Raw genomic sequence first — 26,958 nt, 5'->3', positions numbered from 1 at the left:
CGCACGATGATGGGGTTCAGAAGGTGAACCGTCATGCCCGGGGTGCGCCACGTGTGGCGCACCCCGTCTTACAGCACTAACCTACTGCGTTCACTTCGTCTTCGCAGCCTTCGCGAGCGCTTCCACCGCGCTCTTCGAATCCTGGTTCGAGTTCATGAACTTCGTCACGACGTCGGTGATCGCACCGGCTGCTGCGTCCGGCTGAGCCATGCCGTGCGCGAGCGACGGCACATAGCCGCCGGCCTTGATCGCGGTCTGCTCATCCGCGTACGACTTCTTCGCGCATGCGTCGAACTTGCTCATGTCCACGCCCAGACGGACCGGGATCGAGCCCTTGTACAGGCTGAACTGCTCCTGGAATTCCGGGCTCATGATCGTCTTTGCGAGCGCGAGCTGGCCAGGCGTTGCGGTCTTCTGGCCCTTCTGCTGGAAGAACACGAACGAGTCGACGTTAAAAGTGTAGGCCTTTGCGGTGCCCGGCACTGCCGCGCAAACGTAGTCCGTATCCGGCTGCTTGTTCGCGTTCGCGAACTCGCCCTTGGCCCAGTCGCCCATGAACTGCATGCCGGCCTTGCCGTTGATGACCATGGCCGTGGCGAGGTTCCAGTCACGGCCCGTGCGGCCGTTATCCATGTACGACTCGATCTTGCGGACCGTGTCGAACACGCCGACCATCTGTTGCGACGTGAGGGTCTTCTGGTCGAGGTCGACGAGGGCCTTCTTGTAGAAGTCCGCGCCTTGCGAGAGGACCACGTCTTCCCACAGCGTCAGGTCCTGCCACGGCTGGCCGCCAGCGGCGACCGGCTGGATGCCTGCGGCCTTGAACTTGTCAGCCAGCGCGAAGAATTCCGGCCACGTGGTCGGCGCCTTGCCGCCCACCTTGTCGAGCGCAGCCTTGTTGATCCACACCCAGTTCACGCGGTGCACCGAGAACGGCGCGGCGACGTAGTGACCGTCTGCATGGATGATCTTGTCGATTTGCGGCGGGAGGTTGGCCTTCCAGTCGCCGGCGACGGAGTCGACGTTCACCAGCACGCCTTGCTCGGCCCACTCCTGAATCAGCGGACCCTTGATCTGTGCAGCCGAAGGCGCATTGCCCGAGATCACCTGGGTCTTCAGTGCGGTCATGGCCGCCGCGCCCGCGCCACCGGCGACCGCGAAGTCCTTCCACACATAGCCCTGCTTCGTCATGTCGTCCTTGAGCACGCCGACGGCCTTCGACTCGCCGCCCGAAGTCCACCAGTGCAGCACTTCAAGGGACTCGGCCGCTTGCGCCGTGGCGACGCCACCCAACAGACCTGCTGCGCACAGGGCGCCCATGATCGCGCGGAATTTCATTTCTTATCTCCTCCAGACACCTGAACAAAAAACGATTGGCCCCTGATCGCCAGGGTGCGGTGGTTGGTCAAACAGGCAAAACAGGCAAAACACTGGACGGACGGGCGCCGGAGTGCCGCGCGCGTGCTTTTCGTTAGATGCGCGCGGGCCGCGTGCCGGTTACCGGCCGCAGGACGCTCAAGAGATGAGTGGATCTGAATGCAACTTGACTGTCTCCTCTTTTGATTTTCACCGGCCACCTGGCCGGCCGAGGCGCCGCTTGCGTCACGCGGCCTTGAAGCCCTCGCACGCTGGGGAACCGGGCGCACGGCTCACTGGTAAGCCGGGCTGAGTCCCGCGTTGTTCTCCGTTAACATGAGGGGGCATTCCGTCCGCTCGCGAAACCGCGCAAACCGCCTTGCTGGCTGCGTTTCACGCTTTTTTCATCGAATGAACGTTACCTCTTGATTTGGATTGTAGTTAAACTACAATTCAGTGTCAAAAAAAATTTTATCGGACTACGGCCGCCCGATCGACCGCATCGCGCCCACATCGAAGGGCGACAGATGTACCCTGCTGCGGCCACCCAGGACAGTGACGGAGACTCATGCAAAACCAGACCGATTCAGGTTTCACGTTCGTGCTCTTCGGCGCCACCGGCGACCTGTCGATGCGCAAGATTCTCCCGGCCCTGTATGAAGCGCACCGTTCAGGCATGCTCGCGGAGTCCGGCAAGATCGTGGGCGTCGCGCGCCACGAGGAAGATCGCGCGGCGTACATTCAGTGGGTCGACGAACACGTCAAGCCGCACGTGACGAAGAACGGCGGCTTCAACGACACCGCGTGGGCCAGCTTCCTCGAGCGCATCGTCTATGTGAAGCTCGATCTCTCACGCGCCGAAGACTTCACGCATCTGCGCGACGGCATCGCGTCGCTGCCCGGCATTCGTGTGTTCTATCTGGCTACGGGCCCGTCGCTGTTCGTGCCGATCTGCCGCGCGCTCGCCGCCGTCGGTCTGAACGAGAACTCGCGCATCGTGCTGGAAAAGCCGCTCGGCTACGACCTCAAGTCGTCCAACGCGATCAACGACGCCGTGGGCGAGATCTTCGCGGAAGGCCAGATCTACCGGATCGACCACTATCTCGGCAAGGAGCCGGTGCAGAACCTGCTCGCGCTGCGTTTTGGCAATGCGCTCTTCGAGCCGCTGTGGCGCCGCGAATGGGTCGAGAGCATCCAGATCACGATTGCCGAAGAACTGGGCGTCGAGGCACGCGGCGATTTTTATGACAACACTGGCGCGCTGCGCGACATGGTGCAAAATCACCTGTTGCAGTTGCTCTCGATCGTCGCCATGGAGCCGCCGCATTCGATGGATTCGGATTCGGTGCGCGACGAAAAACTTCGCGTGCTGCGCGCGCTCAAACCGATCAACCCGCTCGACATCAGCAAGGTTGCGGTGCGCGGCCAGTACCACGCGGGCGTGATCCGCGGCCAGGCGGTGCCGGGCTATGCGACCGAGCACGGTGTGAAGCCCGAGAGCCACACCGAGACCTTCGTCGCGCTGAAGGTGGAGATCGAGAACTGGCGCTGGGCGGGCGTGCCCTTCTTCCTGCGCACCGGCAAGCGCCTTGCCGACCGCGTGGCCGAGATCGTCGTGAACTTCCGTCCGGTGCCGCATTCGGCGCTCGGCGCGCCGGCGCTGCGTCCGGGCGCGAACCGCCTCGTGATCCGCCTGCAGCCGAACGAGAACATCCGCCTCTACTGCCTCGCGAAGCAGCCCGGCGAAGGGATGAATCTCGCGAGCGTGCATCTGGATCTCGCGTTCGACCAGTTCTTCCGCGAAGGCCAGATGGAGGCCTACCAGCGCCTGCTGCTCGACGTGATCAACGGGCGCCTCGCGCTCTTCGTGCGCCGCGACGAGCAGGAAGCGGCGTGGACGTGGGTCGAACCGATCCTGAACGAGTGGGCGGCTTCGCCCCGAGCGCCCAAGCCGTACGCGGCCGGCACGTGGGGACCGGCGGCGGCAAGCGCGATGCTCGCGCAGCACGGCACCTGCTGGCTCGAAGAAGAGAACTGATGAGATTGCATGGCGTCGCGCACAGCCCGCGCGACGCCGGACCGGACAGATGAACGAACCTGTAGACCTACAAAAAAGCAGCATGGAGGAGAAGTGATCGAGCTTCACGTATTCGACGACCCGCGCGTCCAATCCGACGCGCTGGCGCGAGCCGTGGGCGACGCGCTACATGCGTCGCTCGCCGCTCAGCAAGCGGCGCCCGGTACTGCCGTGCGCCGTGCAACGCTTGCCGTCTCCGGCGGCACGAGCCCGCGCCCCTTCCTCGAGGCCTTGTCTACCCACCGTTTCGACTGGGCGCACATCGACGTGACGCTCGTCGACGACCGCTGGGTGCCCGACACCGACTCCGCGAGCAACGCGCGCCTCGCGCGCGAAACGCTGCTCACGCACGAAGCGGCCCACGCGCATTTCCTGCCGCTCGTCGATGTCGCGCAGGATCTTGACGCACATGTCGCCGCGCTCAACGCCGACCCGGCCCGCAAGCTGCCGAACGTCGCCGTGCTCGGCATGGGCGAGGACGGTCACACGGCCTCGATTTTCGCCGACGCCCCCGAGTGGCACGAAGCGATCACTACGCCGCGCCCGTTCGTGGCCGTGCATCCGCAGGCAGCGCCCCACGCGCGCGTCTCGTGGTCGATGCAGGCGCTGCGCCAGGTCGATCGGCTGTTCCTGCTGATCGCGGGGCAGCGCAAGCTCGAAGTGCTGCAACAGGCCGCCGCGGCCGAACAAAACAACGCCATCTCGAAGCTGGCGAACGACAAGGGAGTGAGACTCGATGTCTACTGGTGCGCCTAATAAAAACGCCCCTGGCGCAGGCCAGCACGCCGACGGTCCGAGGCTGCTCGCCGACATCGGCGGAACCAACGCGCGCTTCGCGCTGGAAACGGGTCCGGGCGAGATCGGCCAGGTGCGCGTGTATCCGTGCGCGCAGTATCCCGGCGTCGCGGAAGTGATCCAGCAATACCTGAAGGACAACAAGATTGGCCGCGTGAATCATGCGGCCATCGCGATTGCGAATCCGGTCGACGGCGACCAGGTGCGCATGACCAATCACGACTGGACCTTCTCGATCGAAGCGACGCGCCGCGCACTCGGCTTCGACACGCTGCTGGTCGTAAACGATTTCACTGCGCTCGCGATGGCGCTGCCCGGTTTGACCGACGCGCAGCGCGTCCAGGTGGGCGGCGGCCAGCGCCGCCAGAACAGCGTGATCGGCCTGCTTGGGCCGGGCACGGGTCTCGGCGTCTCGGGCCTCATTCCTGCCGACGACCGCTGGATCGCGCTCGGCAGCGAAGGCGGCCACGCCAGCTTCTCGCCGCAGGACGAGCGCGAAGACATCGTGCTGCAGTTCGCGCGCAAGAAGTGGCCGCATGTGTCGTTCGAGCGCGTGTGCGCGGGGCCCGGCGTCGAACTCATCTATCGCGCGCTCGCCGGACGCGACAAGAAGAAGGTGCCCGCGGATATCAACCCGGCCGAAGTCGTGCAGCGCGCACATGATGGCGAAGCGCTCGCGGTCGAGACCGTCGAATGCTTCTGCGGCATTCTCGGCAGCTTCGCGGGCAACATCGCGATGACGCTCGGTTCGCTCGGCGGCATCTATATCGGCGGCGGCGTGGTGCCGCGTCTGGGCGATCTGTTCTTGCGCTCGTCGTTCCGCCAGCGTTTCGAGGCGAAGGGCCGTTTCGACACCTATCTCTCGAACGTGCCCACTTACGTCATCACGGCGGAGTATCCGGCGTTCCTCGGCGTTTCGGCCATTCTCGCGGAGCAGCTGTCGAATCGCGCGGGCGGCGGATCGTCGGCCGTGTTCGAACGCATTCGCCAGATGCGCGACGCGCTCACGCCCGCCGAGCGCCGCGTGGCCGACCTCGCGCTCAACCATCCGCGCTCGATCATCAATGATCCGATCGTCGATATCGCGCGCAAGGCCGACGTGAGCCAGCCCACGGTCATCCGCTTCTGCCGCTCGCTTGGCTGCCAGGGCCTCTCGGACTTCAAGCTCAAGCTCGCCACGGGCCTCACCGGCACGATTCCGGTGAGCCACAGCCAGGTGCATCTGGGCGACACCGCGACGGATTTCGGCGCGAAGGTGCTCGACAACACCGTCTCGGCCATCCTGCAGTTGCGCGAGCACCTGAACTTCGAGCAAGTCGAAAATGCGATCACGCTGCTCAACGGCGCGCGCCGCATCGAGTTCTATGGCCTCGGCAACTCGCACATCGTCGCGCAGGACGCGCACTACAAGTTCTTCCGCTTCGGCATCCCGACCATCGCCTATGGCGACCTGTATATGCAGGCCGCCTCCGCCGCGCTGCTCGGCAAGGGCGACGTGATCGTGGCCGTCTCGAAGTCGGGCCGCGCGCCGGAACTGCTGCGAGTGCTCGACGTCGCGATGCAGGCCGGTGCGAAGGTGATCGCGATCACGTCGAGCAACACGCCGCTCGCCAAGCGCGCGACCGTAGCGCTCGAAACCGATCACATCGAGATGCGCGAGTCGCAGCTTTCGATGATCTCGCGCATTTTGCATCTGCTCATGATCGACATCCTCGCGGTCGGCGTCGCGATTCGCCGCGCTTCGCCCGATGCGGATCTGGGCAACGCCGTAGAAAAGGCGCGCGAGCATGCCGACGACGACGCATCGGCCGTGCTCGACTGGCTGAGCCACGGTGCGTCGCCCACGGCGCGCGACTGAAGTCTGCTCTTTCGTCGGCTCATTCGAGCGATGAAAAAAATGGGACGCCTCGGCGTCCCATTTTCGTTTTGCGCTGCGTCGTTCTCACGGCGCTGCCGTTGGCACCGCATCCGGCGCGGGCGTGCCGTGCCACTTCACGACGAGCGCGCGCCCGACCCACGTGAGCAGCCCGCATACGCCGATCGTCACGCCCATGCCGAACGGCGAGATACCGGGGAACCAGCCGACCACGGCGCTCGCGAGCGCGCCGAGAGCGAGCTGCGTCGCGCCGAAGACGGCTGCTGCCGCGCCCGCGTTCTTCGGATAGCGGTACATGAGATCGGTCGCGCAGTTCGCACCGAGCAGACCCACCACGCTCACCACGAAGAACAGGCCGAATACGATCGACCACAGGCCGCCCCAGCCCGTCACGCACATGAGCGCGACGAAGAGCGACGCGACGATGCTCACGCCCGACGCGATCGACACCATGCGCAGCGAGCCGAGACGCCCGATGAAGCGCGTGTTGAGAAAGTTGCCGAGCATGATGCCGAACACGTTCGCGCCGAAGAAGAACCCGTAGTGCTGCGGCGAAACGTGGAAGTACTCGATATAGACGAACGGCGTTGCCGAGATATACGTAAACATCGCGGCGAACGCCATGCCGCCGCAGAGCATGTGCCCCCAGACGAGCGGATCGCGCAGCAGGCGTCCATACGCCGCGAACGAGCGCAGCACGGCCGCGCTTTCGCGCTTTTCCGGCGGCCAGGTTTCCGGTACGCGCAGGTAGGCGGCCACAGCGCACGCAAGGCCAAACAGCGTGAGCACGACGAACACCACTCGCCAGCCGCCGATCAATAGCAACTGTCCGCCGATCAACGGTGCGAGCAGCGGCCCGATCGCCGTGACGATCGCGACCATCGAAAGGACTTTGGCGGCATCCGATGGCTCGTGGGCGTCGCGCGCGATGGCCCGCGAAAGCACCGAGGCCGCGCCCGCGCCGAGCGCCTGCAGAAAGCGCACGACCACGAGTTCGCCCACCGAGAACGAGAGCCAGCAGGCAATGCTCGCCAGCGTGAAGAGCGCAATGCCGCCGAGCAGCACGGGGCGGCGCCCATAGGCGTCGGAAACCGGACCGTACAGGAGCATGCCGATCGAGAAGCCGGCCATGAAGCTCGTGAGCGTAGAGGCCGCGGCGGCAGCGCTCACGCCGAAGGACTGCGCGATGGCGGGCAGGCTCGGCAGATACATGTCGGTGGCAAGCGGGCCACAGGCGGCGAGCGCGCCCAGCAACAGGATCAGCCGGCCATCGGGCCGGCGGCGCGGGGAATGGGACATGGTGTATGTGGCGGCGAAGCGCGCGTGGCTCGCGCGGTTTCGGTGTCATGGGCCGATTCAAGCGTCGCCGCTGAAGCGGACAAAAGCCGCCAAAAACAGCAACGCGGTGCCGCCGAATTGTACCTGACGCCCCTTCCCCGCCATCCGCCGCCCGACACGCGGCATTGCCGCGGCTTTGCGCTAAGCTGCCCGCTTTCGCTCAATTCGCCCCGTTGCCGACATGACCGCCTTCCTGCTCATCTGGAGCCCCAAGAAGTGGCCCTGGCCCGAACTGCCCGACTTCGCGCGCCGCGTGCGCGCCGGGGAAGCCGTCGCCGACACCTGGGGATGCGGCTTCGCGCGCGGCATCCTGCCGGGCGACCGGGTGTTCCTGCACCGCGTCGCCGCCGAGCCGCGCGGGCTCTTCGGTTCCGGCTACGTCACGCGCGCGCCCTACGAGGTGCCGGACGCCGCGTACAAGCGCGGATACCGGCTGTGCATCGACTTCGTCTACGACTGGCTCGTCGACGCGGGCGAGGAAGCGGTCATCGCGCGCGACGATTTGCGCGTCCATCCGTTTTCCGTGCAGACCTGGGACGCACAGAGTTCAGGCACCGTCATCAAGCCGGTTGCCGAAGGCGCGCTGGAAAAGCGCTGGGCGGAGTTGACGGGGCGGCGGCCGATGCCGGCCCCGGCCGTCGCGGCGCTCGCGGCCATGCACGCATTGCGCGACACGGCGCCGCACTTCGCGCCGCCAGCGCGCAAACACAGGCAGCAAACACGCTGAATCCCCCCACGCGGGGAACGCCCAGGCCAACCCGGGGCTCCGGCCCGATCCGCGCGACTCCGGTACAATTTCGAGAGAACAGCCCCATCGCCCGCGCCCACGCGGCGCCGCGTGGGTCCGTACGCCGGAGCGTTCCGTTAGCGCCGCGCGCCACACCACTTTCGCAGGTCCAGCACTCATGTCCAGCACTCAGAACCGCAACGAAGCCCTCTTCGAACGCGCCCAGCGCACCATCCCGGGCGGCGTGAATTCGCCCGTGCGCGCGTTCCGCTCGGTCGGCGGCACGCCGCGCTTCATCGAGCGCGCGCAAGGGCCGTACTTCTGGGACGCCGAAGGCAAGCGCTATATCGACTACATCGGCTCGTGGGGCCCGATGATCGTCGGCCACGTGCATCCGGAAGTGCTCGAAGCCGTGCAGCGCGTGCTCGCGAACGGCTTCTCGTTTGGCGCGCCCACTGAGGCCGAGATCGAGATCGCCGAGGAAATCTGCAAGATCGTCCCGTCGATGGAGCAAGTGCGTATGGTGTCGAGCGGCACCGAGGCGACCATGAGCGCGCTGCGCCTCGCGCGAGGCTTCACGAAGCGCGACCGCATCGTGAAGTTCGAAGGCTGCTACCACGGCCATGCCGACAGCCTGCTCGTGAAAGCGGGCTCGGGCCTGCTTACGTTCGGCAACCCGACCTCGGCGGGTGTGCCGGTGGACATCGCGAAGCACACCACGGTGCTCGAATACAACAACGTCGCGGCGCTCGAAGAGGCGTTCAAGGCGTTCGGCGACGAGATCGCCGCCGTGATCATCGAGCCGGTCGCGGGCAACATGAACCTCGTGAAGGCCACGCCTGAATTCATCCACACGCTGCGCGCGCTGACGGCGAAGCACGGCAGCGTGCTGATTTTCGACGAGGTGATGTGCGGTTTCCGCGTCGGCCTGCGCGGCGCGCAGGCGCTCTACGGCGTCGAGGCGGATATGGTGTGTCTCGGCAAAGTGATTGGCGGCGGCATGCCGGCGGCAGCGTTCGGTGGCCGTCGCGAAATCATGGATCATCTCGCGCCCAACGGCACGGTGTACCAGGCGGGTACGCTCTCGGGCAACCCGATCGCGGTCGCGGCGGGCCTGAAGACGCTGCAGCTCATCCAGGCGCCCGGCTTCTACGAGCAGCTCACCGCGAAAACCGAACGTCTCGCGAAGGGGTTGACGGCGGCCGCGCGCGAAACGAAGGTGCCGTTCGTCGCGGATTCGGTGGGCGGCATGTTCGGCCTCTATTTCGCGGACAAGGTGCCGGGCAGCTTCGCCGAAGTCACGAAGAGCGACATCGTGCGCTTCAACCGCTTCTTCCATCGCATGCTGGACGCGGGCGTCTACTTCGCGCCTTCGGCCTACGAGGCAGGCTTCGTGTCGAGCGCACACGACGACGCGATCCTCGACGAGACGATCGCCGCGGCGCGCAGCGCGTTCGCAGCGGAAGCCGCGGCTGAAAACGTGACGCAGTAAGGCATAGCGCCATTATCGGAAGGCGGGGCTCACGCCTCGCCGGCCCCACCTGACCGCCGCCCGAGAGAAAGCCCGACGATGTTTTCGCAATCCGATTTCGTCCACATGGAGCGTGCGCTCGCGCTCGCGCAGCGCGGCCTGTACACGACCGACCCGAACCCGCGCGTGGGCTGCGTGCTCGTCAAGGACGGCGTGGTGATCGGCGAGGGCTTCACGCAGCCGGCCGGCCAGGACCACGCCGAAATCCAGGCGATGAAGGACGCCCGCGCACGTGGTCACGACCTGCGCGGCGCGACGGCGTATGTGACGCTCGAGCCGTGCAGCCACTTCGGCCGCACGCCGCCCTGTGCGAACGCGCTGATCGAAGCGAAGGTCGCGCGCGTGATTGCGGCGATGGAAGACCCGAACCCGCTCGTTTCCGGTCGCGGCCTTTCGATCCTGCGCGACGCGGGTATCGACGTGCGCTGCGGGCTGCTGGCCAACGAGGCGCGCGAGCTGAACATCGGCTTCGTTTCGCGCATGACACGCAAGCGTCCGTGGGTGCGCATGAAGGTGGCCGCATCGCTCGACGGCCGCACGGGCCTGCCCTCGGGCGAAAGCCAATGGATCACGGGCGAAGCCGCGCGCGCCGACGGCCACGCCTGGCGCGCGCGCGCCTCGGCCATCCTCACGGGTATCGGCACGGTAAAGGAAGACGATCCGCGCATGACTGTGCGCGCCGTCGATACGCCGCGCCAGCCCAAACGCGTGCTGATCGACAGCCGCCTTGACGCCTCGCCGCTCGCGCAAATTTTCGTAGGCGCGCCTACGCTCGTGTTCTGCGCGGCGCTCGACGCGACCAACGAAGAACGCGCCGAAGCGCTGCGCGTGCGCGGCGCCGAAATCGTTGCGCTTGGCAACGAACACGGCAAGGTCGATTTGCCCGCCATGCTCAGCGAGCTGGCCGCACGCGGCGTGAACGAGCTGCACGTGGAAGCCGGCTACAAGCTCAACGGCTCGCTCCTGCGCGAAGGCTGCGTGGACGAACTGCTCGTGTACGTGGCGCCGTCGCTGCTCGGCACGAACTCGCTCGGCATGATCGATATCGCCGCGCCCGCGACGCTCGATGCGCGCACGCGCCTCGCATTTCATTCCGTCGATCGCCTCGGCAACGACCTGCGCATTCTTGCGCGCGTCGTCACGACGCAAGACGCCTGACCCTCACTGATGCATTGAACACAAGGAACAGTACGATGTTTACCGGAATCGTGGCGGCAGTGGGCCGCATCGAATCGATCAAACCGCTCGGCACGGAAGCCGACGCAGGCGTGCGCCTGAGCGTCAACGCAGGCAGCCTCGGCCTCGACGACGTGCAGCTCGGCGACAGCATCGCGATCCAGGGCGCGTGCATGACCGTCATCGAGAAGTCGGCAACGGGCTTCGACGTCGATGTTTCGCGCGAAAGCCTGAACCGCACCATGGGCCTCGCCGCGACGGGCGAAGTGAACCTCGAAAAAGCGCTGCGCGCGAACGACCGCCTGGGCGGCCACATCGTCTCGGGCCACGTGGACGGACTTGGCACCGTCACGCGCTTTGCGCCCGTGGGCGAGTCGCACGAGCTGCGCATTCTCGCGCCGGCGGAAATCGGCCGCTATCTCGCCTACAAGGGCTCGATCACCGTGAACGGCGTGAGCCTCACGGTCAACTCGGTGGACGATCGCGCGGACGGCTGCGAATTCTCGATCAATCTGATTCCCCACACGGTGGAAGTCACCACGCTCAAGCATCTTCAGGCTGGCACGAAGGTGAATCTCGAGATCGATCTGATCGCGCGCTACGTGGAGCGTATGCTCTCGGCCGAGAAGGCAGCCGGTTCGGCCGCACAAGACTAAAAGCCGCTTAGCCAGCGCAAGGCCCGCCCCGTATGCGCGCAAGCACGCGCGCCGGGGCGCTGATAGAATCTAGCCTTTCCCTACGCGCTCGCCGCACGGCGCGCCGCGTACCCATCACCCGAATCGAACAAGGAGGCACAGTTGGCAACGATTGAAACGAGCGCCGCCATGCCGATGGTCCGGGTGATGCTGCAAGTTGCGTCTCGTCACGCAACCTTCCCGCTTCCAGCGCAGCCATAGCGCGTCCCGCGCGGCATGTCTTCAAAAGCCGCGCCGTATTCAGCGAATTCGATGTCAGGCCGTCCGGCAATGCATGCCAGGGCGTGCGAATCCCGTTTTCCGTCTTAACGCTTCACGCTTCCTTCAGGAGAGTCTTCGGGCGTCACGTCCGGAGCATGCTGTCCATGACAGAGCTAAACAACAAACCCGATTCGGGTGGACAAACGTTCCGCAAGGTCCTCGGCTTCACCTTCCGGCACTGGGCGCGCCAGCCGGTGCGCGTCACGGCCGTGGCGCTCGCCTCGCTCCTCGGAGCGCTCGCCGACGTGCTCACGCCGCACTACGCAGGCCAGCTTGTCGATGCCCTCACCCACGACGGCGCAGCCAGCAGCGCCACCGCGTGGCATGCGGCCGTCGTGGCGTTCTGGGCGCTCACGGCGCTCGGGCTCGCCGGCACGATCATGCGCCAGGCGGCGTATCGCAACATCATCACGCTGACGCTGCGCATGATGAGCGAGATCGCCACACAGGCATTTCACCGCGTACAGCGCTTCTCGACGGACTGGCATGCGAACAGTTTCGCGGGTTCCACGGTACGCAAGGTCACACGCGGCATGTGGGCGCTCGACCTGCTCAACGACACGCTGCTCGTCGCCCTCTTCCCGTCGCTCGTCATGCTGGTCGGCTCGACCATTCTGCTTGCGGTGCAGTGGCATGTGATGGGCCTCGTGGTCGGCCTCGGCTCGGCGGTATATCTGGCGATCACAATCTCGCTTTCGCTGTTTTATGTCGCGCCCTCGGCCCGGCTCGCGAACCAGTGGGATACGAAGATGGGCGGCGCACTCGCCGACGCCATTTCGTGCAACGCGGTCGTCAAGGCGTTCGGCGCGGAAACGCGCGAAGAAGCGCGGCTCGCGCGCGTCGTCACGAAATGGAGCAGCCGCACGCGGCGCACGTGGCAGCGCGGCACGCTCAACGGCGGCGTGCAGGGTGCGCTGCTCGTGGGCATGCAGGCAGCCATTCTCGGTGCGGCGCTGCTGCTCTGGGCACGCGGTCTCGCAAGCGTGGGCGACATTACGTTCGCGCTCACACTGTTCTTCCTGCTCAAAGGTTATCTGCGCGATGTGGGCATGCACGTGCGCAACCTGCAGCGCTCGGTCAACGACATGGAAGAACTCGTCGCGCTCGACGCGGCGCCGCTCGGCATCGAAGACCAGCCCGACGCGCCGCCTATCGTGGTCGATCAGGGTGACATCCGCTTCGAGAACATGACGTTCCGCTACGACGCGGGCGCGAGGCCGCTCTACGAGAACCTCACGCTGCGCATCGCGCCGGGCGAGCGCGTGGGCCTCGTCGGCCATTCGGGCTCCGGCAAGACCACGCTGATCAAGCTGATCCAACGGCTTTACGATGTTTCCGGCGGGCGCATCACGATCGACGGCCAGGACATTGCACGGGTGCAGCAAGCGTCGCTGCGCTCGCACATCGCCATCGTGCAGCAGGAGCCGGTGCTGTTCCACCGCTCGCTTGCCGAGAACATCGCTTACGCCCGGCCAGGCGCCACGCATGCCGAAATCGAGCGAGCGGCGAAGCTAGCGAGCGCACACGACTTCATCGTGGCGCTGCCGCACGGCTACGACACGCTCGTGGGCGAGCGCGGCGTGAAACTCTCGGGCGGCGAGCGTCAGCGCGTGGCGATCGCGCGCGCGTTCCTCGCGAATGCGCCCATCCTCATCTTCGACGAAGCAACCTCGAGCCTCGACAGCGAAAGCGAAGTGCTGATCCAGCAAGCCATGGAGCGGCTCATGGAAGGCCGCACGACCGTGGTCGTCGCACACCGGCTCTCGACCGTACGTGCGCTCGACCGGCTGCTGGTGCTCGAGCGCGGACGCGTGGCGGAGGAAGGCACGCACGACGCGCTCGTGCGCCGCGAAAACGGCCTGTACCGGCGCCTGTTCGAGCGCCAGGCGCTGGAACTGACGAAGGGACTCGCCGACGATGTGATCCTGCGCTGAAACGGCGCGTCTTCACGCTCGCGCCCTCGCGCCGCAAGCCGGCTCAGGCGGGAACGGCGCGCGCGTGCGGCGTGATGCGCGCGAGCACCTCGGCGAGCGCCTCGCTTGCGATTTCGGTGTCGTAGTGCGCCTGCAGCTCCATCCAGCTGCGGGCGTCGGTGCCGAAATAAACCGCGAGACGCACCGCCGTATCAGCCGTGATGGCACGCTTGCCGAGCACGATCTCGTTGATACGGCGCGGCGGCACGCCAATCGCCTTGGCGAGCGCGTACTGGCTGATGCCCATGGGCTTGAGCCACTCTTCGTTCAGAATCTCGCCCGGTGTGGCAAGCGGTACTTCACGTGCCATGGTTTTGCTCCTCAGTGATAGTCCACGATGCGTACGTCCGATGCCTCACCGCCCGCGAAATGAAAGCAGATTCGCCACTGCCCATTGATGCGGATGCTGTACCAGCCATCCAGTTCGCCGGAAAGGCTCTCCAGCCGGTTGCCCGGCGGTGCCTTCAGAAACGCGAGCGTAGCGGCCGCATGGACCTGCTGAAGCTTGCGCATGGCGACCGTTTCAATGGCAACGAAGCGGGCGACGCGTCGCCCGGCAAAAAGCGCCGCGGTATCGCGGCAGGCAAAGGAGGTAATCGTCATGGATAGTAACGTCTCGCGTTAATAACGTCAAGCGTTACTAGTGTGAAACAGGTGCGATTCGCGCACCAGTCGGCCGTTCGGCCAACATGGGCAGCCGCGCGCCGCCGCCCCGGCGCACCGGAACACAGGGCCACCGGGCAAAACGCGCTGCGTCGTCCCGCGTTCTGGGCGACGCGCCCGCCCGCGTGGCGTAAAATGTGGCCTTTCCAGCCAGAATCCCAACATGACGCTCGCCTCCACCCCTGAGATCATCGCCGAGCTCAAAGCCGGCAAGATGGTCATCCTCGTCGACGAAGAAGACCGGGAAAACGAGGGCGACCTCGTCATCGCTGCGGAGTTCGTCACGCCTGAAGCCATCAACTTCATGGCGAAGTACGGCCGCGGGCTGATCTGCCTCACGCTCACCCAGGAGCGCTGCAAGCTGCTCAACCTGCCGCTCATGACCTACCGCAACGGCACGCAGTACGGCACGGCGTTCACGGTCAGCATCGAGGCCGCCGAAGGCGTCACGACCGGCATTTCCGCCGCCGACCGCGCCCGCACGATCCAGGCCGCCGTCGCGCACGACGCGCGCGCGGAGCACATCGTGCAGCCCGGCCACGTGTTCCCGATCATGGCGCAGCCAGGCGGCGTGCTCGTGCGCGCGGGCCACACCGAAGCGGGCTGCGACTTCACGGCGCTCGCGGGCCTCACGCCCGCGTCGGTGATCTGCGAGGTCATCAAGGACGACGGCACGATGGCGCGCCTGCCCGACCTCATGGAGTTCGCTCAGGAGCACGGCCTGAAGGTCGGCACCATCGCCGACCTGATCCACTACCGCAGCCGCACCGAATCGATCGTCGAGCGCGTGGCCGAGCGCACCATGCAAACCGCGCATGGCGCCTTCCGCGCGATCATGTACGTCGATCACCCCACGCGCACGCCGCACATCGCGCTCGTGCGCGGCACGCCGAAGCCCGACGTCGACACGCCCGTGCGCGTGCACGAGCCGCTCTCGGTGCTGGACCTGCTCGAAACGGGCTCGTCCACGCACTCGTGGACGCTCGACGCCGCCATGCGCGAGATTGCCTCGCGCGACGTGGGCGTGATCGTCATGCTCAACTGCGGCGAACCCAAGGAACATCTGATCGACGTCTTCAAGGCGTTCGACCAGAAAGAGCGCGCGGAGGCGCTCGCCCGTCGGCCCGTGGACTTCAAGACCTACGGCATCGGCGCGCAGATCCTGCGCGAACTCGGCGTGGGCCGCATGCAGGTGCTTTCGAAGCCGCGCCGCCTCGGCAGCATGTCGGGCTACGGTCTCGAAGTCACCGGCTTCGTGCCGATGCCGGGCGGGAACGCGGAAGCGCCCTGCCCGCCGGAAGCCGCTGACCCTGCCTCGTCGCGCGCCTGAAGTCGCATCGCGCTCTTTTCACGCGTCACCACGCTCAACCGAACTTACGGACACCACATGGAAATCGGACAATACCAACCGAACCTCGACGGCGACGGACTGCGCATCGGCATCGTCCAGTCGCGCTTTAACGAACCCGTCTGCAACGGCCTCGCCGACGCCTGCATCGAAGAACTCGAACGCCTCGGCGTGACGGGCGAAGACGTGCTGCTCGTCACCGTGCCGGGCGCACTCGAAATCCCGCTCGCGCTGCAAAAGCTCGCCGAAAGCGGCCAGTTCGACGCCCTGATCGCGCTCGGCGCGGTCGTGCGCGGCGAGACGTACCACTTCGAACTCGTTTCGAACGAAAGCGGCTCGGGCATCTCGCGCGTCTCGCTCGACTTCAACGTGCCGATCGCGAACGCCGTGCTCACCACCGAAAACGACGAGCAGGCCGTGGCCCGCATGACCGAGAAGGGTCGTGACGCCGCGCGTGTCGCCGTGGAAATGGCGAACCTGACGGTGGCGTTGGAGCAGCTCGACGGCGGCGACGACGATGAAGAAGACGAGGAAGACGAAGAGGAACAGCAATGAAGAGCGCGCGCCGCCGCTCCCGCGAACTGGCCACGCAGGGGTTGTATCAGTGGCTGCTGTCGGGTGTGCCCGCCGGCGAGATCGACGCGCAGTTGCGCGGTTCGCAGGGCTACGACAAGGCCGATCACGAGCATCTGGACGCGATCCTGCACGGCGTGATCCGCGAGTCGGACGAACTGTCCGCCTCCATCACGCCGTGTCTCGACCGTCCGATCGAGCAGCTTTCGCCCGTCGAACGCGCGGTGCTGCTCGTCGCGACCTACGAGTTCAAGCATCACGTCGACATTCCGTACCGCGTGGTGATCAACGAGGCGGTCGAGCTCACGAAGACCTTCGGCGGCTCGGACGGCTACAAGTACGTGAACGGCGTGCTCGACAAGCTCGCGGCGCAACTGCGCGCCACCGAAGCGCAAAACGCCCGCAAGTCGTAAGAACGCGAGCTGCCGGGGCAACGGGGTGCGCCTGAACGCCCCGCCCCGCGCGCCGCGTGATCTGTCAGTACTGGAAATACCCGCATGAACACCGTTGCCGAACCGCTGCTGCGGCTAGCCGCACGCGTCGACGAGATCCAGCCTTTCTACGTCATGGAACTGGCGAAGGAAGCCGCGAAGCTCGAACGCGCTGGACGCGACATCATCCACATGGGGATCGGCGAGCCGGACTTCACGGCGCCCGAGCCCGTCGTCGAGGCCGCGGCCGCCGCGCTGCGCCGCGGCGTCACCCAATACACGAGCGCGCTCGGCATCCACGCGCTGCGCGAGGCGATCGCCGCGCACTACCTGCACGCGTACGGCCTCACGGTCGACCCCGCGCGCATCGTCGTGACGGCTGGCGCCTCGGCGGCGCTCCTGCTCGCGTGCACGGCGCTCGTCGACCGCGACGACGAAGTGCTGATGCCCGACCCCTGCTATCCGTGCAACCGCCACTTCGTGGCCGCGGCGGAAGGCAAGCCGGTGCTCGTGCCGAGCGGGCCGGAGGCGCGCTTTCAGCTCACCGCCGCAGATGTCGAGCGCCTGTGGTCGCCGCGCACGCGCGGCGTGCTGCTCGCTTCGCCGTCGAACCCCACCGGCACCTCGATCGAACCCGACGAACTCAAGCGCATCGTGCAGAGCGTGCGCGCGCGCGGCGGCTTCACGATCGTCGACGAGATCTATCAGGGCCTGTCGTACGACACGCCGCCCGTCTCCGCGCTTTCGTTCGGCGACGATGTGGTGACCGTCAACAGCTTCTCGAAGTACTTCAACATGACCGGCTGGCGTCTGGGCTGGCTCGTGGTGCCGCCCTCGCTCGTAGGCGCGTTCGAGAAGCTGGCGCAGAACCTGTTCATCTGCGCGTCGGCACTCGCACAGCATGCCGCGCTCGCGTGCTTCGAAGCGGACACGCTCAAGATCTACGAAACGCGCCGGCTCGAATTCAAGCGCCGCCGCGACTTCATTGCACCGGCGCTCGAGTCGCTCGGCTTCACGGTGCCCGTGATGCCCGACGGCGCGTTCTACGTCTACGCCGACTGCTCGAACGTCACGCACCCCGCCGCCGGCGACAGCGACGCGCTTACCCGCGCGATGCTGCACGACGCGGGTACGGTGATGGTGCCCGGCATGGACTTCGGCGTTGCCGCGCCGCGCCGGTACGTGCGGCTTTCGTATGCCACGGCGTACGAGCGCCTGGAGGAAGCGGTCGACCGGCTGCATACGTTCTTCGGACGCTGATCCGCCGTGGTCGTGAAATAGAAAAAGGCACCCGAGGGTGCCTTTTTCGTTTCGTCCGACGTTCCAGCTACGCGCAAGTCTTATGCGCCGAGCTCCGACGAACCGTGCTTCTGAGCCGACGTGCTCGTGCTGGCGTCGTCCTGATCGGAAGCGCCGTTCGCAGACGACTTCTCAACCATCGCGTGGGCGTTGTCGAGCGTCACGTGCACGCGCTTCTCGCCATTGATGCTCGCCACCTTCTGCGGCGCAGGTGTGCTGGCCGTGTTGGTGACGGGCGCCTGCGGCGCGTTGATCGGCACGTTGCGCCCGCGTGCGACGTCGCGCAGACGCCCGCGCTCTGCCATCACCTTGGCGCCGTAGCCGCCGTCGTCCGGCGAGGTCGAACCGACATAGAGGCGCAGGCCGCCCGGCAGCGTACCACCGCGCGCGATGCAATCCTTGAGCACCAGCGCCCCGACCTTGATGTTCGCGAGCGGATCGAGCGCCGCGCGCTGGCCGCCGAAGTACTGGAACTTGTCCGAGTGCACCTTCGACATGACCTGCATGAGGCCCTTCGCCCCCACCCCGCTTTCAGCGTACGGATTGAAGCCCGATTCGATCGCCATCACGGCGAGCAGCAGCAGCGGATCGAGCCCCACTTCGTGACCTGTGTCGAACGCCGCTTTAACGAGTTCGCCAACCGGTTCCTGCGCCACACGATAACGACGCGCCAGATAGGTGGCGACGAGCGCCTGCTCGCGCGCCGAGACGAGCACGCGGTCGTCGCGTGCGTCGGGCGTGATGCGCTGCGGCGGAATCATGCGCGCCAGCGAGCCGACGCTGGTCGGCAGCGCACGCGGATCGAGACCGTTGAGCGTCACGGCGTCGAGCGTGGCGATGCCGCCGTTCGATACCGAGGTCGCGACCTTCGCGACCGTGCCGTTGGAGCCAGCGGGCGAAATGCCCGTGGCGCCGGCGGCACTGGCATCGGGCGCGAGCGCCGTCGGCAGCATCGCGCCGTCGGCGTTGTCGTCGTTGGTCGTCACGCCGTGGGGCGCGAACGAGGGCAGCGGGTTGCCTTGCAGCAGACGTGCAGGACCGGCCTGCACCGCCGCCGAGACGAAGGGCATCACGCGTGCTGCCAGCGTGATGCGCCAAGCGGGCAGCAGCCAGAGGGCAACTGCGAGCAGAACGGCACAGCCGCCAACAATGCTGAACAGGTGATGGCTTAGGCGCGTGCCAAGACGCAGCAACGCGCGCAGGCCGGGAGCTCCACGCTCGTCGGCGCGCCACCACGATAACCAGGTATTCATCTACAGATCTCCCATGTTGCATGATCCGGCTCAGGGGTCTGCACGAGGCAGACGACCAATCGCAGGATCAAGACACCGCGCGCCCTGGCTGGTGCGGCAGCGGCGTCGGGAAAACGGCAAGTCGCCGTGGGTGGAACTCCTTTCGTACGACCAGGCACGCAGTGTGCGCGCACGGAGTTCTCACGCGAATAGCCAGCGCGAAGGCGCGCTAGCGAGGAAAGCCAATCTAAACCGTGGACAGCCGTGCAGGGATTCGGCTAAACGGCGACGCGTTGCGTCTGAAGGACCGGGAAGGTGGTTAAAAATTTCAAAACCTGCAACCAATGTCGACGGATTCTAGCAGCGTTTTATAGATCGTCAATACTATAGAATGCAGAAATCATAACTAATAGTAATGATAAACACTGTTCAATCCGCCGGAATCCGCGTCGCACGCGCGTCTGCGGGCGCTTATGCAGATTGGCACCCAGCGTGCGCTAGCCAACGCAGGTAAAATCGACAATCGTTACGCCGCGTTTCCCCGGCCAGATGTCAGATACGTCTTGATACGTCTGATACATCTGATACGGCGGCCGCGGAATCCGTGCCGTCGCCCTATGCGGCCCCCAAGCCGGCCACCCGTGTTGGCCACGATTGGTTCCTGATGAAATACAAAGACCTGCGCGACTTCGTTGGTCGCCTGGAGACGCTCGGCGAATTGCGCCGCGTCCCGCAAGCTGTTTCCCCGGTGCTGGAAATGACCGAGCTGTGCGACCGCGTCCTGCGCGCCGGCGGCCCGGCCCTACTTTTTGAGAACCGTTCGACGCACGCGTTCCCCGTGCTCGGCAATCTGTTCGGCACGCCCCGGCGCGTCGCGCTCGGCATGGGCATCGACGCGCCGGAAAGCGGCGGCGACGGCGCCGCGCTCGAGTCGCTGCGCGACGTGGGCCGCCTGCTCTCGGCGCTCAAGGAACCCGAGCCGCCGCGCGGCCTGAAGGACGCGGGCAAGCTTCTGACGCTCGCCAAGGCTGTCTGGGACATGGCGCCCAAGACCGTGAGCGCGCCGCCCTGCCAGGAGATCGTCTGGGAAGGCAACGACGTCGATCTCGCGAAGCTGCCGATCCAGACCTGCTGGCCCGGCGACGCCGGCCCGCTCGTCACCTGGGGCTTGACCGTCACGCGCGGTCCCAACAAGACGCGCCAGAATCTCGGCATCTACCGCCAGCAGCTCATTGGACGCAACAAGCTCATCATGCGCTGGCTCGCGCATCGCGGCGGCGCGCTCGACTTCCGCGAGTTCGCGCTGAAGAACCCCGGCAAGCCGTACCCGGTCGCGGTCGTGCTCGGCGCGGACCCCGCGACGATCCTCGGCGCCGTCACGCCAGTGCCCGACACGCTCTCCGAATACCAGTTCGCGGGCCTGTTGCGCGGCGCCCGTACCGAACTCGCGAAGTGCCTGACGCCCGGCGTCGACACGCTCCAGGTGCCCGCACGCGCCGAGATCGTGCTCGAGGGCTTCATCTACCCGCAGGCGGGCGAGCCCGGCCCGGCGCCCGCCGGCGCCCCGCCCCGCCCCGCCAAAGGCGCGAGCGCCACGTATGAGCATGCGCTGGAAGGCCCCTATGGCGACCACACGGGTTACTACAACGAACAGGAGTGGTTCCCCGTGTTCACCGTCGAGCGCATCACCATGCGCCGCGATGCGATCTACCATTCGACGTACACGGGCAAACCGCCCGACGAGCCCGCGGTGCTCGGCGTGGCGCTCAACGAAGTCTTCGTGCCGCTCCTGCAGAAACAGTTTCCTGAGATTACCGACTTCTATCTGCCGCCCGAGGGGTGCAGCTACCGCATGGCGATCGTGCAGATGAAGAAGAGCTACCCCGGGCACGCAAAACGCGTGATGTTCGGGGTATGGAGCTTCCTGCGCCAGTTCATGTATACAAAGTTCATCGTCGTGGTCGACGATGACGTGGACATCCGCGACTGGAAGGAGGTGATCTGGGCGATCACCACGCGTATCGATCCGGCGCGCGACACTGTGCTGGTCGAGAACACGCCGATCGACTATCTCGACTTCGCTTCGCCGGTGGCCGGTCTCGGCTCCAAGATGGGCCTCGACGCCACCAACAAGTGGCCTGGAGAAACGGACCGGGAATGGGGCCGCGCAATCGAGATGGACGCGGCCGTGAAGACGCGCGTCGACCGTCTCTACGACGAGCTCGGCTTTAGCCGCAGCTAACGCGCCTCGCGACCCGGCGCGGCGCCCTCGGGCGCCACGCCGGCCGATTCATACGCGACGCCTTTTCGCGACGCCGCGCTTACCGCGTCACGCCTCGTGCATGGCATGAGCCGCGGCGCCAGTGAACCTGAGGAGACTCAAGGATGATGCCCGCATCGGAGCGCCTGACACAACTGAACGATCCCGCCCTCTTCAAGACCCGCGCGTACATCGACGGCGAATGGAGCGGCGGTGCAGCCACGTTCGCCGTGCTCGACCCCGCCGACAATGCCGAGATCGCGAGCGTGCCCGACTTCGGCGCCGATGAGGCGTATCGCGCCATCGGCGCCGCGCACGCCGCGCTGCCCGCGTGGGGCGCGAAGACGGGCAAGGAACGCGCGGCTGTGCTGCGGCGCTGGTTCGACCTCGTGATCGAGCACGCCGACGACCTAGCGGCGATCATGACCGCCGAGCAAGGCAAGCCGCTCGCCGAAGCGCGCGGCGAAGTCATATACGGCGCCTCCTTCCTGGAGTGGTTTGCCGAAGAAGCAAAGCGCGTGAACGGCGATGTGCTCGCAAGCCCCGCTGCCGACCGCAAGCTCGTCGTGCTCAGGCAGCCTGTCGGCGTGTGCGCCTCGATCACGCCGTGGAATTTCCCGATCGCGATGATCACGCGCAAGGTCGCGCCGGCCATCGCAGCGGGCTGCACGATCGTCGTGAAGCCTGCCGAGCAAACGCCGCTTTGCGCGCTCGCGCTCGCCGAACTGGCGCAGCGTGCGGGTGTGCCCAAGGGCGTGTTCAACGTGATCACCGCGGACTCCGCGAATTCCATCGAGATCGGCAAAGCGCTGTGCGAGAGCGACATCGTGCGCCATCTGTCGTTCACGGGATCGACGCCGGTGGGCCGCATCCTCATGGAGCAGTGCGCGCCGACTGTGAAGAAAGTCGCCCTCGAACTGGGCGGCCACGCCCCCTTTATCGTGTTCGACGACGCCGATCTCGACGCCGCCGTGGAAGGCGCGATGATCTCGAAGTACCGCAACGCGGGCCAAACCTGCGTCTGCACGAACCGCTTCTATGTACACGACAAGGTGTACGACGCTTTCGTCGAGAAGCTCGCCGCCGCCACGCGCAAGATCAAGGTGGGCAATGGCTTCGATGATGGCGTGAACCAGGGGCCGCTGATCGACGACGCGGCCGTCGCCAAGGTCGCGCAACATATCAGCGATGCGACCGCCCAGGGCGCGAAGGTCGTTGCGGGCGGCAAGGTCAGCTCGGGCCGCTACGTCGAGCCCACCGTGCTCGCCGACGTCACGCGCGAGATGCTGATCGCGCGCGAGGAAACCTTCGGGCCGGTCGCGGCGGTGTTCCGCTTCAGCGACGAAGCCGAAGTCATCGGCCTCGCCAACGACACCGAATTCGGCCTCGCCTCGTACTTCTACAGCCGCGATATCGGCCGTGTCTGGCGCGTGGCGGAAGCGCTCGAGTACGGCATGGTCGGGATCAACACCGGACTCATCTCGAACGAGGTTGCGCCGTTTGGCGGCGTGAAGCAGTCGGGCCTCGGGCGCGAGGGTTCGAAGTACGGCATCGACGAATATGTCGAACTGAAGTATCTGTGCATCGGCGTCTGAACGACGCCTAAACCAAGTTTGATTAGTTGTCCGGCGACGCCCGCATTCTTCCTGGCGGGCGGGCGCGGCGCGCAGTCCCATACCAACAAGAAATCGTTTTCATGTCTCACGTTTCCCTGCTTTCCGACGGTTTTTTTCTGTCGCTTTCGCTTTGTCTCGACATCGGTCTCGTCAACGTCGCCATCATCTCGCTCACGCTCACGCACGGCTTCCGGTCTGGTTTCTGGCTGGGGCTCGGCTCGTGCTTCGGCGACCTCATCTACGCCGCGCTCGCGCTTGCGGGCATGGCCGCGCTGCTGCAGTTCTCAGCCGTGCGCTGGATCGTGTGGATCGGCGGCTCCGCCCTGCTGCTCATGCTCACATGGAAGATGGCGCGCGAGGCGCTCAATCCGGCATCCGCGCCGCCCGTGGAAGGCGAAGCCGATAGCACCGCGCCGCTGCCCAACCCGTGGCGCAGCTTCGGGCGCGGCGTCCTGCTCGCACTCTCGTCGCCGAGTGCGATTCTCTGGTTTGCGGCTGTCGGCGGCGCGCTCATCGCAAAGTCGGGTGCGACGAGCGCTGGCGCAGCCTCGCTCTTTCTGCTGGGCTTTTTCGCGGGCGGACTCGGCTGGACCTTCTTTCTTTGCGGACTGGCTAGCCACGGCCGCAAACGCGCTGGCACCGGACTGCTGCGCGCCTGCCACGTGCTTTCGGCGCTGCTGTTCGCGTACTTCTCGTATAGCGTGATCGTGCACGGCTATCGCGATTTCATCCTGCAAGGCGCGGGCGCGACGTAATCCGTGTCAGCCGCGCGCCATGCAAGCGGTGAAATCGAACGCTGGAAAGCAAACGGCGCAACGCGGCATTAGCCGGCGTTGCGCCGTTCGTGAAACCTGCGGCCGGGCGGCGTGCGCCGCCCGTCACGCTCAATGACGGTAGTAGCCGCGGCCGTAGTAACCGTGGCCGTAGTAGCCGTGATGCCAATGCGGATGGCCGTAGTAGCCGTAACCAGGGTAGCCGCCAACGACGACGGCAGGCGGCGGCGCGTACACCACCGGCGGCGGCGCATAGACCACGGGCGGCGGCGGTGCGTAGACCGGCGCAGCATAAACGGGATAAGCCGGGGCAACCGGAATGCCAATGCCGATACCCACCGAGACGTGCGCCTGGGCCGCGCTGACGAACCCCACACCCAGCGCGGCGGCAACGATGAACGATACGGTCTTTTTCACTTCTCTTCTCCTGGCGGCCGCCAGCGGCGACGCGCATATTACGGGCACTGCCCACACATTCAATGTATCGAAAACGGCGGCCCTCATTGGTAGCCATTTGTTTCGAATTGCAATCTTATTTGGGGGGCGCTTAATAGCGCGTCAAGCCCGCTGGGCGCGGCTGCCGCGAAAAATCGCCGCACACGCGCCCGGTCGCGCTGCCATTGGTTACAAAAACCGGGGCGCTGTCATTGTTACCGCCGCGAGGGTATCGCGCGGCAAGTCGCCCGGTAATGTTTGATTACAAATTGGTTGAGCGGGACTACGTTCGGGCCGCCGTTGCCTGCGCGCGGCGAGGCTGTAAACGACGATGCCCGGTCTTGGGACCGGGCATCTCATCCGATCAGCCGGCGATGCAAAAACCGCCGGCCGCAAGTCAACGCACTCTCCGTTATCCGACCTTCACGTAGGTGAACTCGCGCGTGACGTTCGGCGGCACGTAGGCGCCGCTGATGCGAACGCGCGGCGTCAGGCGCTTCTTCTGATCCCACCAGCGGCGGCGCTGAAAGGGCGTGAGGAACCGCAGATGCTTTCGGTAAGCGAAGATGCTCATGGTGAACTCCCCGAATCGGACTACCGACAGGAACAAACCCAATTGCACGATTGCAACAACGAAACCGAAACGATGAAAAGTATTGTGCTCAGATTCCGCGACAAAAATTGCAGTGTTGCGAGATAGCCTCATGACTGCCGTATATGCACAGCGCACTGTTCGTTGCGGCCTCCCCGTGCTGGATTTGGGGGCTGCGCAATAGGCGCGACCGCCAGCCATCAGCAGAAATCGTGCCGCGCCAGGCTACCGGGCGCGATTCCATGCCCGTCAGTGTTATTTGTAGTCGCACCGTCGGCGCGTGATCGGTACGAAAGCGAACATTTCGCGCGGCGCGCGCTTTCGCAGCAACACTCGGTCAACCCGCCGCCTGCTAACGTAGTCCGTCAGAAACACTGTAGCCGTTCGCGGAAAAGCCTGCAGTGAGTGCAGCCATTTGGCGCGACGTCCCCGTCAGGAACGGCGGCAGCAACCGCGCGCCAAACCCGCGCGGCTGAATCGATCGCGGATACTGGCGAGGCATGAGCCGTGGTAATGTGGCGACGGCGCGGGCATCGCAACGGCACCCCGTACACGCCCAGCGCGCCCAAGGGACTCACCGACGAGCACGCACAATGATCAAGGTCAGCATCCTCTATCCGTATCGCGAGAACGGGCGTTTCGACACCGAGTACTACTGCTCGCACCACATGCCGCTCGCGGCGAAGCTCTTTGGCGCATCGCTCAAGGGCTGGTCGGTCGACATCGGCATCAATGCGGGGCCGCCGGGTACGCCGCCGCCGTACGTCGCAGCGGGACACTTTCTGTTCGAGACGGCGGATGCGTTCTACGCCGTGTTCCAGCCGAATGCCGACACACTCCTCGACGACATTCCCAACTACACCGACGGCGGAAATGGCACCATTCTGATCAGCGAGGTCAAGGTGTCCGTCTGACGTGCTCCGCCCGGCTTACCGGGGCGAGAGAGCTTCGGCTAGACCTCTTATCGGCCGCCACACGCCAAGCGCGCCGCCACCCAACACAAGAAGGAAACAACACCGATGTTCGGCGATATCGCCCGCTTTCTGCTCAATACGGTCTTCACGCTGTTCGGCGCCGCCCTGCTGTTGCGCGCCTGGCTCCAGTACGTGCGTGTGCCGCCGTACAACCCCGTAACCCACGCGATCCAGCAGGTCACCAACTGGCTGGTGCTGCCGCTGCGGCACGTGATTCCCGGCGTGCGCGGCATCGACTGGGCAAGCGTGGTCGCCGCGCTGGTCGCGGCCATTGCCTACGTGCTGCTGATGGTATGGATCGCGGGCGTCGACCCATTGGGTCTTTTGCCGACGCTGCTCATCGTGGCCGTCCTCACGCTCGTGAAATGGGCGCTCAACCTGCTGATCTGGATGACGATCCTGATGGCGCTGCTCTCGTGGCTCAACCCGCGCTCGGCGGCGATGCCCGTGCTCTTCCAGCTGACGGCGCCGTTCCTCAACCCGCTGCGCCGTATCCTGCCGAACCTGGGCGGTCTCGACCTCTCGCCGATTCTGCTGTTCGTGATCGTGCAGGTGCTGTTGATGGTGGTCACGCGCGCGGCGGTTTCGCTGACGCTGTTTGGGATCTGAGGACTCATCCGCGCACTGTTTAGCACCTCCTGCGGCGCGCTCGGCGCGCCGCGTCGTTTGACCGCGTCATTGCGCAACCCGGCCAAAACCGCGTAAAATGGCGCGCTCTGCGGGCGTCGTATAATGGCCATTACCTCAGCTTCCCAAGCTGATGACGTGGGTTCGATTCCCATCGCCCGCTCCACGTCGGTTTGCCGACCTCTCTTCGAGGCTTGGGCTTTCGAACAGCGCCCCTCCCGGGACGCCATGCCCGCCCGACCGGCCCATGCAGGGCACGACCTGAATTCCTCCGTTGCACAATGCACTCTGGCGCTCCTCGGGTCCTCCCGCACGCGCCGCGAGCAGGTC

25 protein-coding genes and 1 tRNA gene are annotated in these 26,958 nt (G+C 65.8%); 19 read left to right on the top strand and 7 right to left on the bottom strand.

Going from position 1 to position 26,958, the window contains the following annotated elements; genetic code table 11:
- Nucleotides 1–90: 90 nt before the first annotated feature.
- Nucleotides 91–1,338: an ABC transporter substrate-binding protein gene (locus VSR72_RS28015; protein WP_342955594.1), complete on the bottom strand. Its 1,248-nt coding sequence runs from the start codon at nt 1,336–1,338 to the stop codon at nt 91–93.
- 586 nt (nt 1,339–1,924) lie between these two features.
- Here VSR72_RS28015 and zwf point away from each other — a divergent pair.
- From zwf to VSR72_RS28000, 3 genes are all read left to right on the top strand, one after another.
- Nucleotides 1,925–3,394, top strand: a complete 1,470-nt coding sequence (gene zwf, locus VSR72_RS28010; RefSeq protein ID WP_342955593.1) for a glucose-6-phosphate dehydrogenase — start codon at nt 1,925–1,927, stop codon at nt 3,392–3,394.
- A 93-nt stretch (nt 3,395–3,487) separates the two neighbouring features.
- Complete coding sequence (gene pgl / locus VSR72_RS28005; RefSeq protein ID WP_342955592.1) at nt 3,488–4,189, top strand: 6-phosphogluconolactonase; 702 nt, start codon at nt 3,488–3,490, stop codon at nt 4,187–4,189.
- Nucleotides 4,170–6,086 carry a bifunctional transcriptional regulator/glucokinase gene (locus VSR72_RS28000; protein WP_342955591.1) on the top strand — a complete coding sequence of 639 codons (1,917 nt, stop codon included), beginning with the start codon at nt 4,170–4,172 and terminating at the stop codon, nt 6,084–6,086. The genes pgl and VSR72_RS28000 overlap by 20 nt, the downstream gene beginning before the upstream one ends.
- 84 nt (nt 6,087–6,170) lie before the next feature.
- On the opposite strand, the gene VSR72_RS27995 is transcribed toward VSR72_RS28000, so the two are convergent.
- Entirely contained in the window at nt 6,171–7,403 is a 1,233-nt protein-coding gene (locus tag VSR72_RS27995; protein ID WP_342955590.1) for a Bcr/CflA family multidrug efflux MFS transporter, read from the bottom strand.
- Between the two features lie 220 nt (nt 7,404–7,623).
- Between VSR72_RS27995 and VSR72_RS27990 the strand changes: the two genes are divergently transcribed.
- The 5 genes from VSR72_RS27990 to VSR72_RS27970 all read left to right on the top strand — a co-directional run bounded on the left by VSR72_RS27990 (nt 7,624) and on the right by VSR72_RS27970 (nt 13,766).
- Nucleotides 7,624–8,169 carry a hypothetical protein gene (locus VSR72_RS27990; RefSeq protein ID WP_342955589.1) on the top strand — a complete coding sequence of 182 codons (546 nt, stop codon included), beginning with the start codon at nt 7,624–7,626 and terminating at the stop codon, nt 8,167–8,169.
- Between the two features lie 178 nt (nt 8,170–8,347).
- The gene (gene hemL, locus VSR72_RS27985) at nt 8,348–9,661 is read left to right on the top strand and encodes a glutamate-1-semialdehyde 2,1-aminomutase (protein ID WP_342955588.1); all 1,314 of its coding nucleotides are present in this window, start codon (nt 8,348–8,350) and stop codon (nt 9,659–9,661) included.
- Nucleotides 9,662–9,739: 78 nt separating this feature from the next.
- A complete protein-coding gene (gene ribD / locus VSR72_RS27980; RefSeq protein ID WP_342955587.1) occupies nt 9,740–10,858 on the top strand; it encodes a bifunctional diaminohydroxyphosphoribosylaminopyrimidine deaminase/5-amino-6-(5-phosphoribosylamino)uracil reductase RibD in 1,119 nt (372 codons plus the stop codon).
- Nucleotides 10,859–10,893: 35 nt separating this feature from the next.
- Entirely contained in the window at nt 10,894–11,532 is a 639-nt protein-coding gene (locus VSR72_RS27975; protein WP_342955586.1) for a riboflavin synthase, read from the top strand.
- 404 nt (nt 11,533–11,936) lie between these two features.
- Entirely contained in the window at nt 11,937–13,766 is a 1,830-nt protein-coding gene (locus VSR72_RS27970) for an ABC transporter ATP-binding protein (protein WP_342955585.1), read from the top strand.
- A gap of 43 nt (nt 13,767–13,809) precedes the next feature.
- On the opposite strand, the gene VSR72_RS27965 is transcribed toward VSR72_RS27970, so the two are convergent.
- Together VSR72_RS27965 and VSR72_RS27960 are read right to left on the bottom strand one after the other, a co-directional pair.
- Entirely contained in the window at nt 13,810–14,115 is a 306-nt protein-coding gene (locus VSR72_RS27965) for a HigA family addiction module antitoxin (RefSeq protein WP_321913927.1), read from the bottom strand.
- Between the two features lie 11 nt (nt 14,116–14,126).
- The gene (locus tag VSR72_RS27960) at nt 14,127–14,408 is read right to left on the bottom strand and encodes a type II toxin-antitoxin system RelE/ParE family toxin (RefSeq protein WP_342955584.1); all 282 of its coding nucleotides are present in this window, start codon (nt 14,406–14,408) and stop codon (nt 14,127–14,129) included.
- Between the two features lie 223 nt (nt 14,409–14,631).
- Here VSR72_RS27960 and ribBA point away from each other — a divergent pair, with 223 nt between their 5' ends.
- From ribBA to VSR72_RS27940, 4 genes are all read left to right on the top strand, one after another.
- Entirely contained in the window at nt 14,632–15,798 is a 1,167-nt protein-coding gene (gene ribBA, locus VSR72_RS27955; protein ID WP_342955583.1) for a bifunctional 3,4-dihydroxy-2-butanone-4-phosphate synthase/GTP cyclohydrolase II, read from the top strand.
- Between the two features lie 57 nt (nt 15,799–15,855).
- On the top strand, nt 15,856–16,371 hold the full coding sequence (gene ribH, locus VSR72_RS27950) for a 6,7-dimethyl-8-ribityllumazine synthase (protein ID WP_112171437.1): 516 nt from the start codon (nt 15,856–15,858) through the stop codon (nt 16,369–16,371).
- Entirely contained in the window at nt 16,368–16,802 is a 435-nt protein-coding gene (gene nusB / locus VSR72_RS27945) for a transcription antitermination factor NusB (protein ID WP_028205233.1), read from the top strand. Before ribH ends, nusB begins: the two co-directional genes overlap by 4 nt.
- An 84-nt stretch (nt 16,803–16,886) precedes the next feature.
- A complete protein-coding gene (locus VSR72_RS27940) occupies nt 16,887–18,080 on the top strand; it encodes a pyridoxal phosphate-dependent aminotransferase (RefSeq protein WP_342955582.1) in 1,194 nt (397 codons plus the stop codon).
- An 80-nt stretch (nt 18,081–18,160) separates the two neighbouring features.
- On the opposite strand, the gene VSR72_RS27935 is transcribed toward VSR72_RS27940, so the two are convergent.
- Nucleotides 18,161–19,372 carry a transglycosylase SLT domain-containing protein gene (locus tag VSR72_RS27935; RefSeq protein ID WP_342955581.1) on the bottom strand — a complete coding sequence of 404 codons (1,212 nt, stop codon included), beginning with the start codon at nt 19,370–19,372 and terminating at the stop codon, nt 18,161–18,163.
- A 643-nt stretch (nt 19,373–20,015) separates the two neighbouring features.
- Here VSR72_RS27935 and VSR72_RS27930 point away from each other — a divergent pair.
- From VSR72_RS27930 to VSR72_RS27920, 3 genes are all read left to right on the top strand, one after another.
- Nucleotides 20,016–21,593 carry a UbiD family decarboxylase gene (locus VSR72_RS27930; RefSeq protein WP_342955580.1) on the top strand — a complete coding sequence of 526 codons (1,578 nt, stop codon included), beginning with the start codon at nt 20,016–20,018 and terminating at the stop codon, nt 21,591–21,593.
- A gap of 143 nt (nt 21,594–21,736) precedes the next feature.
- Complete coding sequence (locus tag VSR72_RS27925; RefSeq protein WP_342955579.1) at nt 21,737–23,206, top strand: NAD-dependent succinate-semialdehyde dehydrogenase; 1,470 nt, start codon at nt 21,737–21,739, stop codon at nt 23,204–23,206.
- Between the two features lie 101 nt (nt 23,207–23,307).
- Nucleotides 23,308–23,982 carry a LysE family transporter gene (locus VSR72_RS27920; RefSeq protein ID WP_342955578.1) on the top strand — a complete coding sequence of 225 codons (675 nt, stop codon included), beginning with the start codon at nt 23,308–23,310 and terminating at the stop codon, nt 23,980–23,982.
- Nucleotides 23,983–24,111: 129 nt separating this feature from the next.
- Here VSR72_RS27920 and VSR72_RS27915 read toward each other — a convergent pair whose 3' ends face one another.
- Complete coding sequence (locus tag VSR72_RS27915) at nt 24,112–24,417, bottom strand: hypothetical protein (protein WP_342955577.1); 306 nt, start codon at nt 24,415–24,417, stop codon at nt 24,112–24,114.
- Here VSR72_RS27915 and VSR72_RS27910 point away from each other — a divergent pair.
- The gene (locus tag VSR72_RS27910) at nt 24,395–24,697 is read left to right on the top strand and encodes a hypothetical protein (protein WP_342955576.1); all 303 of its coding nucleotides are present in this window, start codon (nt 24,395–24,397) and stop codon (nt 24,695–24,697) included. The genes VSR72_RS27915 and VSR72_RS27910 overlap by 23 nt on opposite strands.
- 150 nt (nt 24,698–24,847) lie before the next feature.
- On the opposite strand, the gene VSR72_RS27905 is transcribed toward VSR72_RS27910, so the two are convergent.
- Nucleotides 24,848–25,009, bottom strand: a complete 162-nt coding sequence (locus VSR72_RS27905; RefSeq protein WP_165822777.1) for a hypothetical protein — start codon at nt 25,007–25,009, stop codon at nt 24,848–24,850.
- Nucleotides 25,010–25,620: 611 nt separating this feature from the next.
- Here VSR72_RS27905 and VSR72_RS27900 point away from each other — a divergent pair.
- The 3 genes from VSR72_RS27900 to VSR72_RS27890 all read left to right on the top strand — a co-directional run bounded on the left by VSR72_RS27900 (nt 25,621) and on the right by VSR72_RS27890 (nt 26,794).
- Nucleotides 25,621–25,941: an EthD family reductase gene (locus tag VSR72_RS27900; protein WP_342955575.1), complete on the top strand. Its 321-nt coding sequence runs from the start codon at nt 25,621–25,623 to the stop codon at nt 25,939–25,941.
- Nucleotides 25,942–26,046: 105 nt separating this feature from the next.
- Nucleotides 26,047–26,610: a YggT family protein gene (locus VSR72_RS27895; protein ID WP_342955574.1), complete on the top strand. Its 564-nt coding sequence runs from the start codon at nt 26,047–26,049 to the stop codon at nt 26,608–26,610.
- A gap of 109 nt (nt 26,611–26,719) precedes the next feature.
- Nucleotides 26,720–26,794 (top strand) — tRNA-Gly (locus VSR72_RS27890).
- Nucleotides 26,795–26,958: the final 164 nt, after the last annotated feature.

The sequence above is a fragment of the Paraburkholderia sp. JHI869 genome, from assembly GCF_038900775.1.
Lineage (GTDB): Bacteria > Pseudomonadota > Gammaproteobacteria > Burkholderiales > Burkholderiaceae > Paraburkholderia.
Note: the sequence above shows the minus strand (reverse complement) of the source record. Positions and strands in the feature narration are given on the sequence as shown.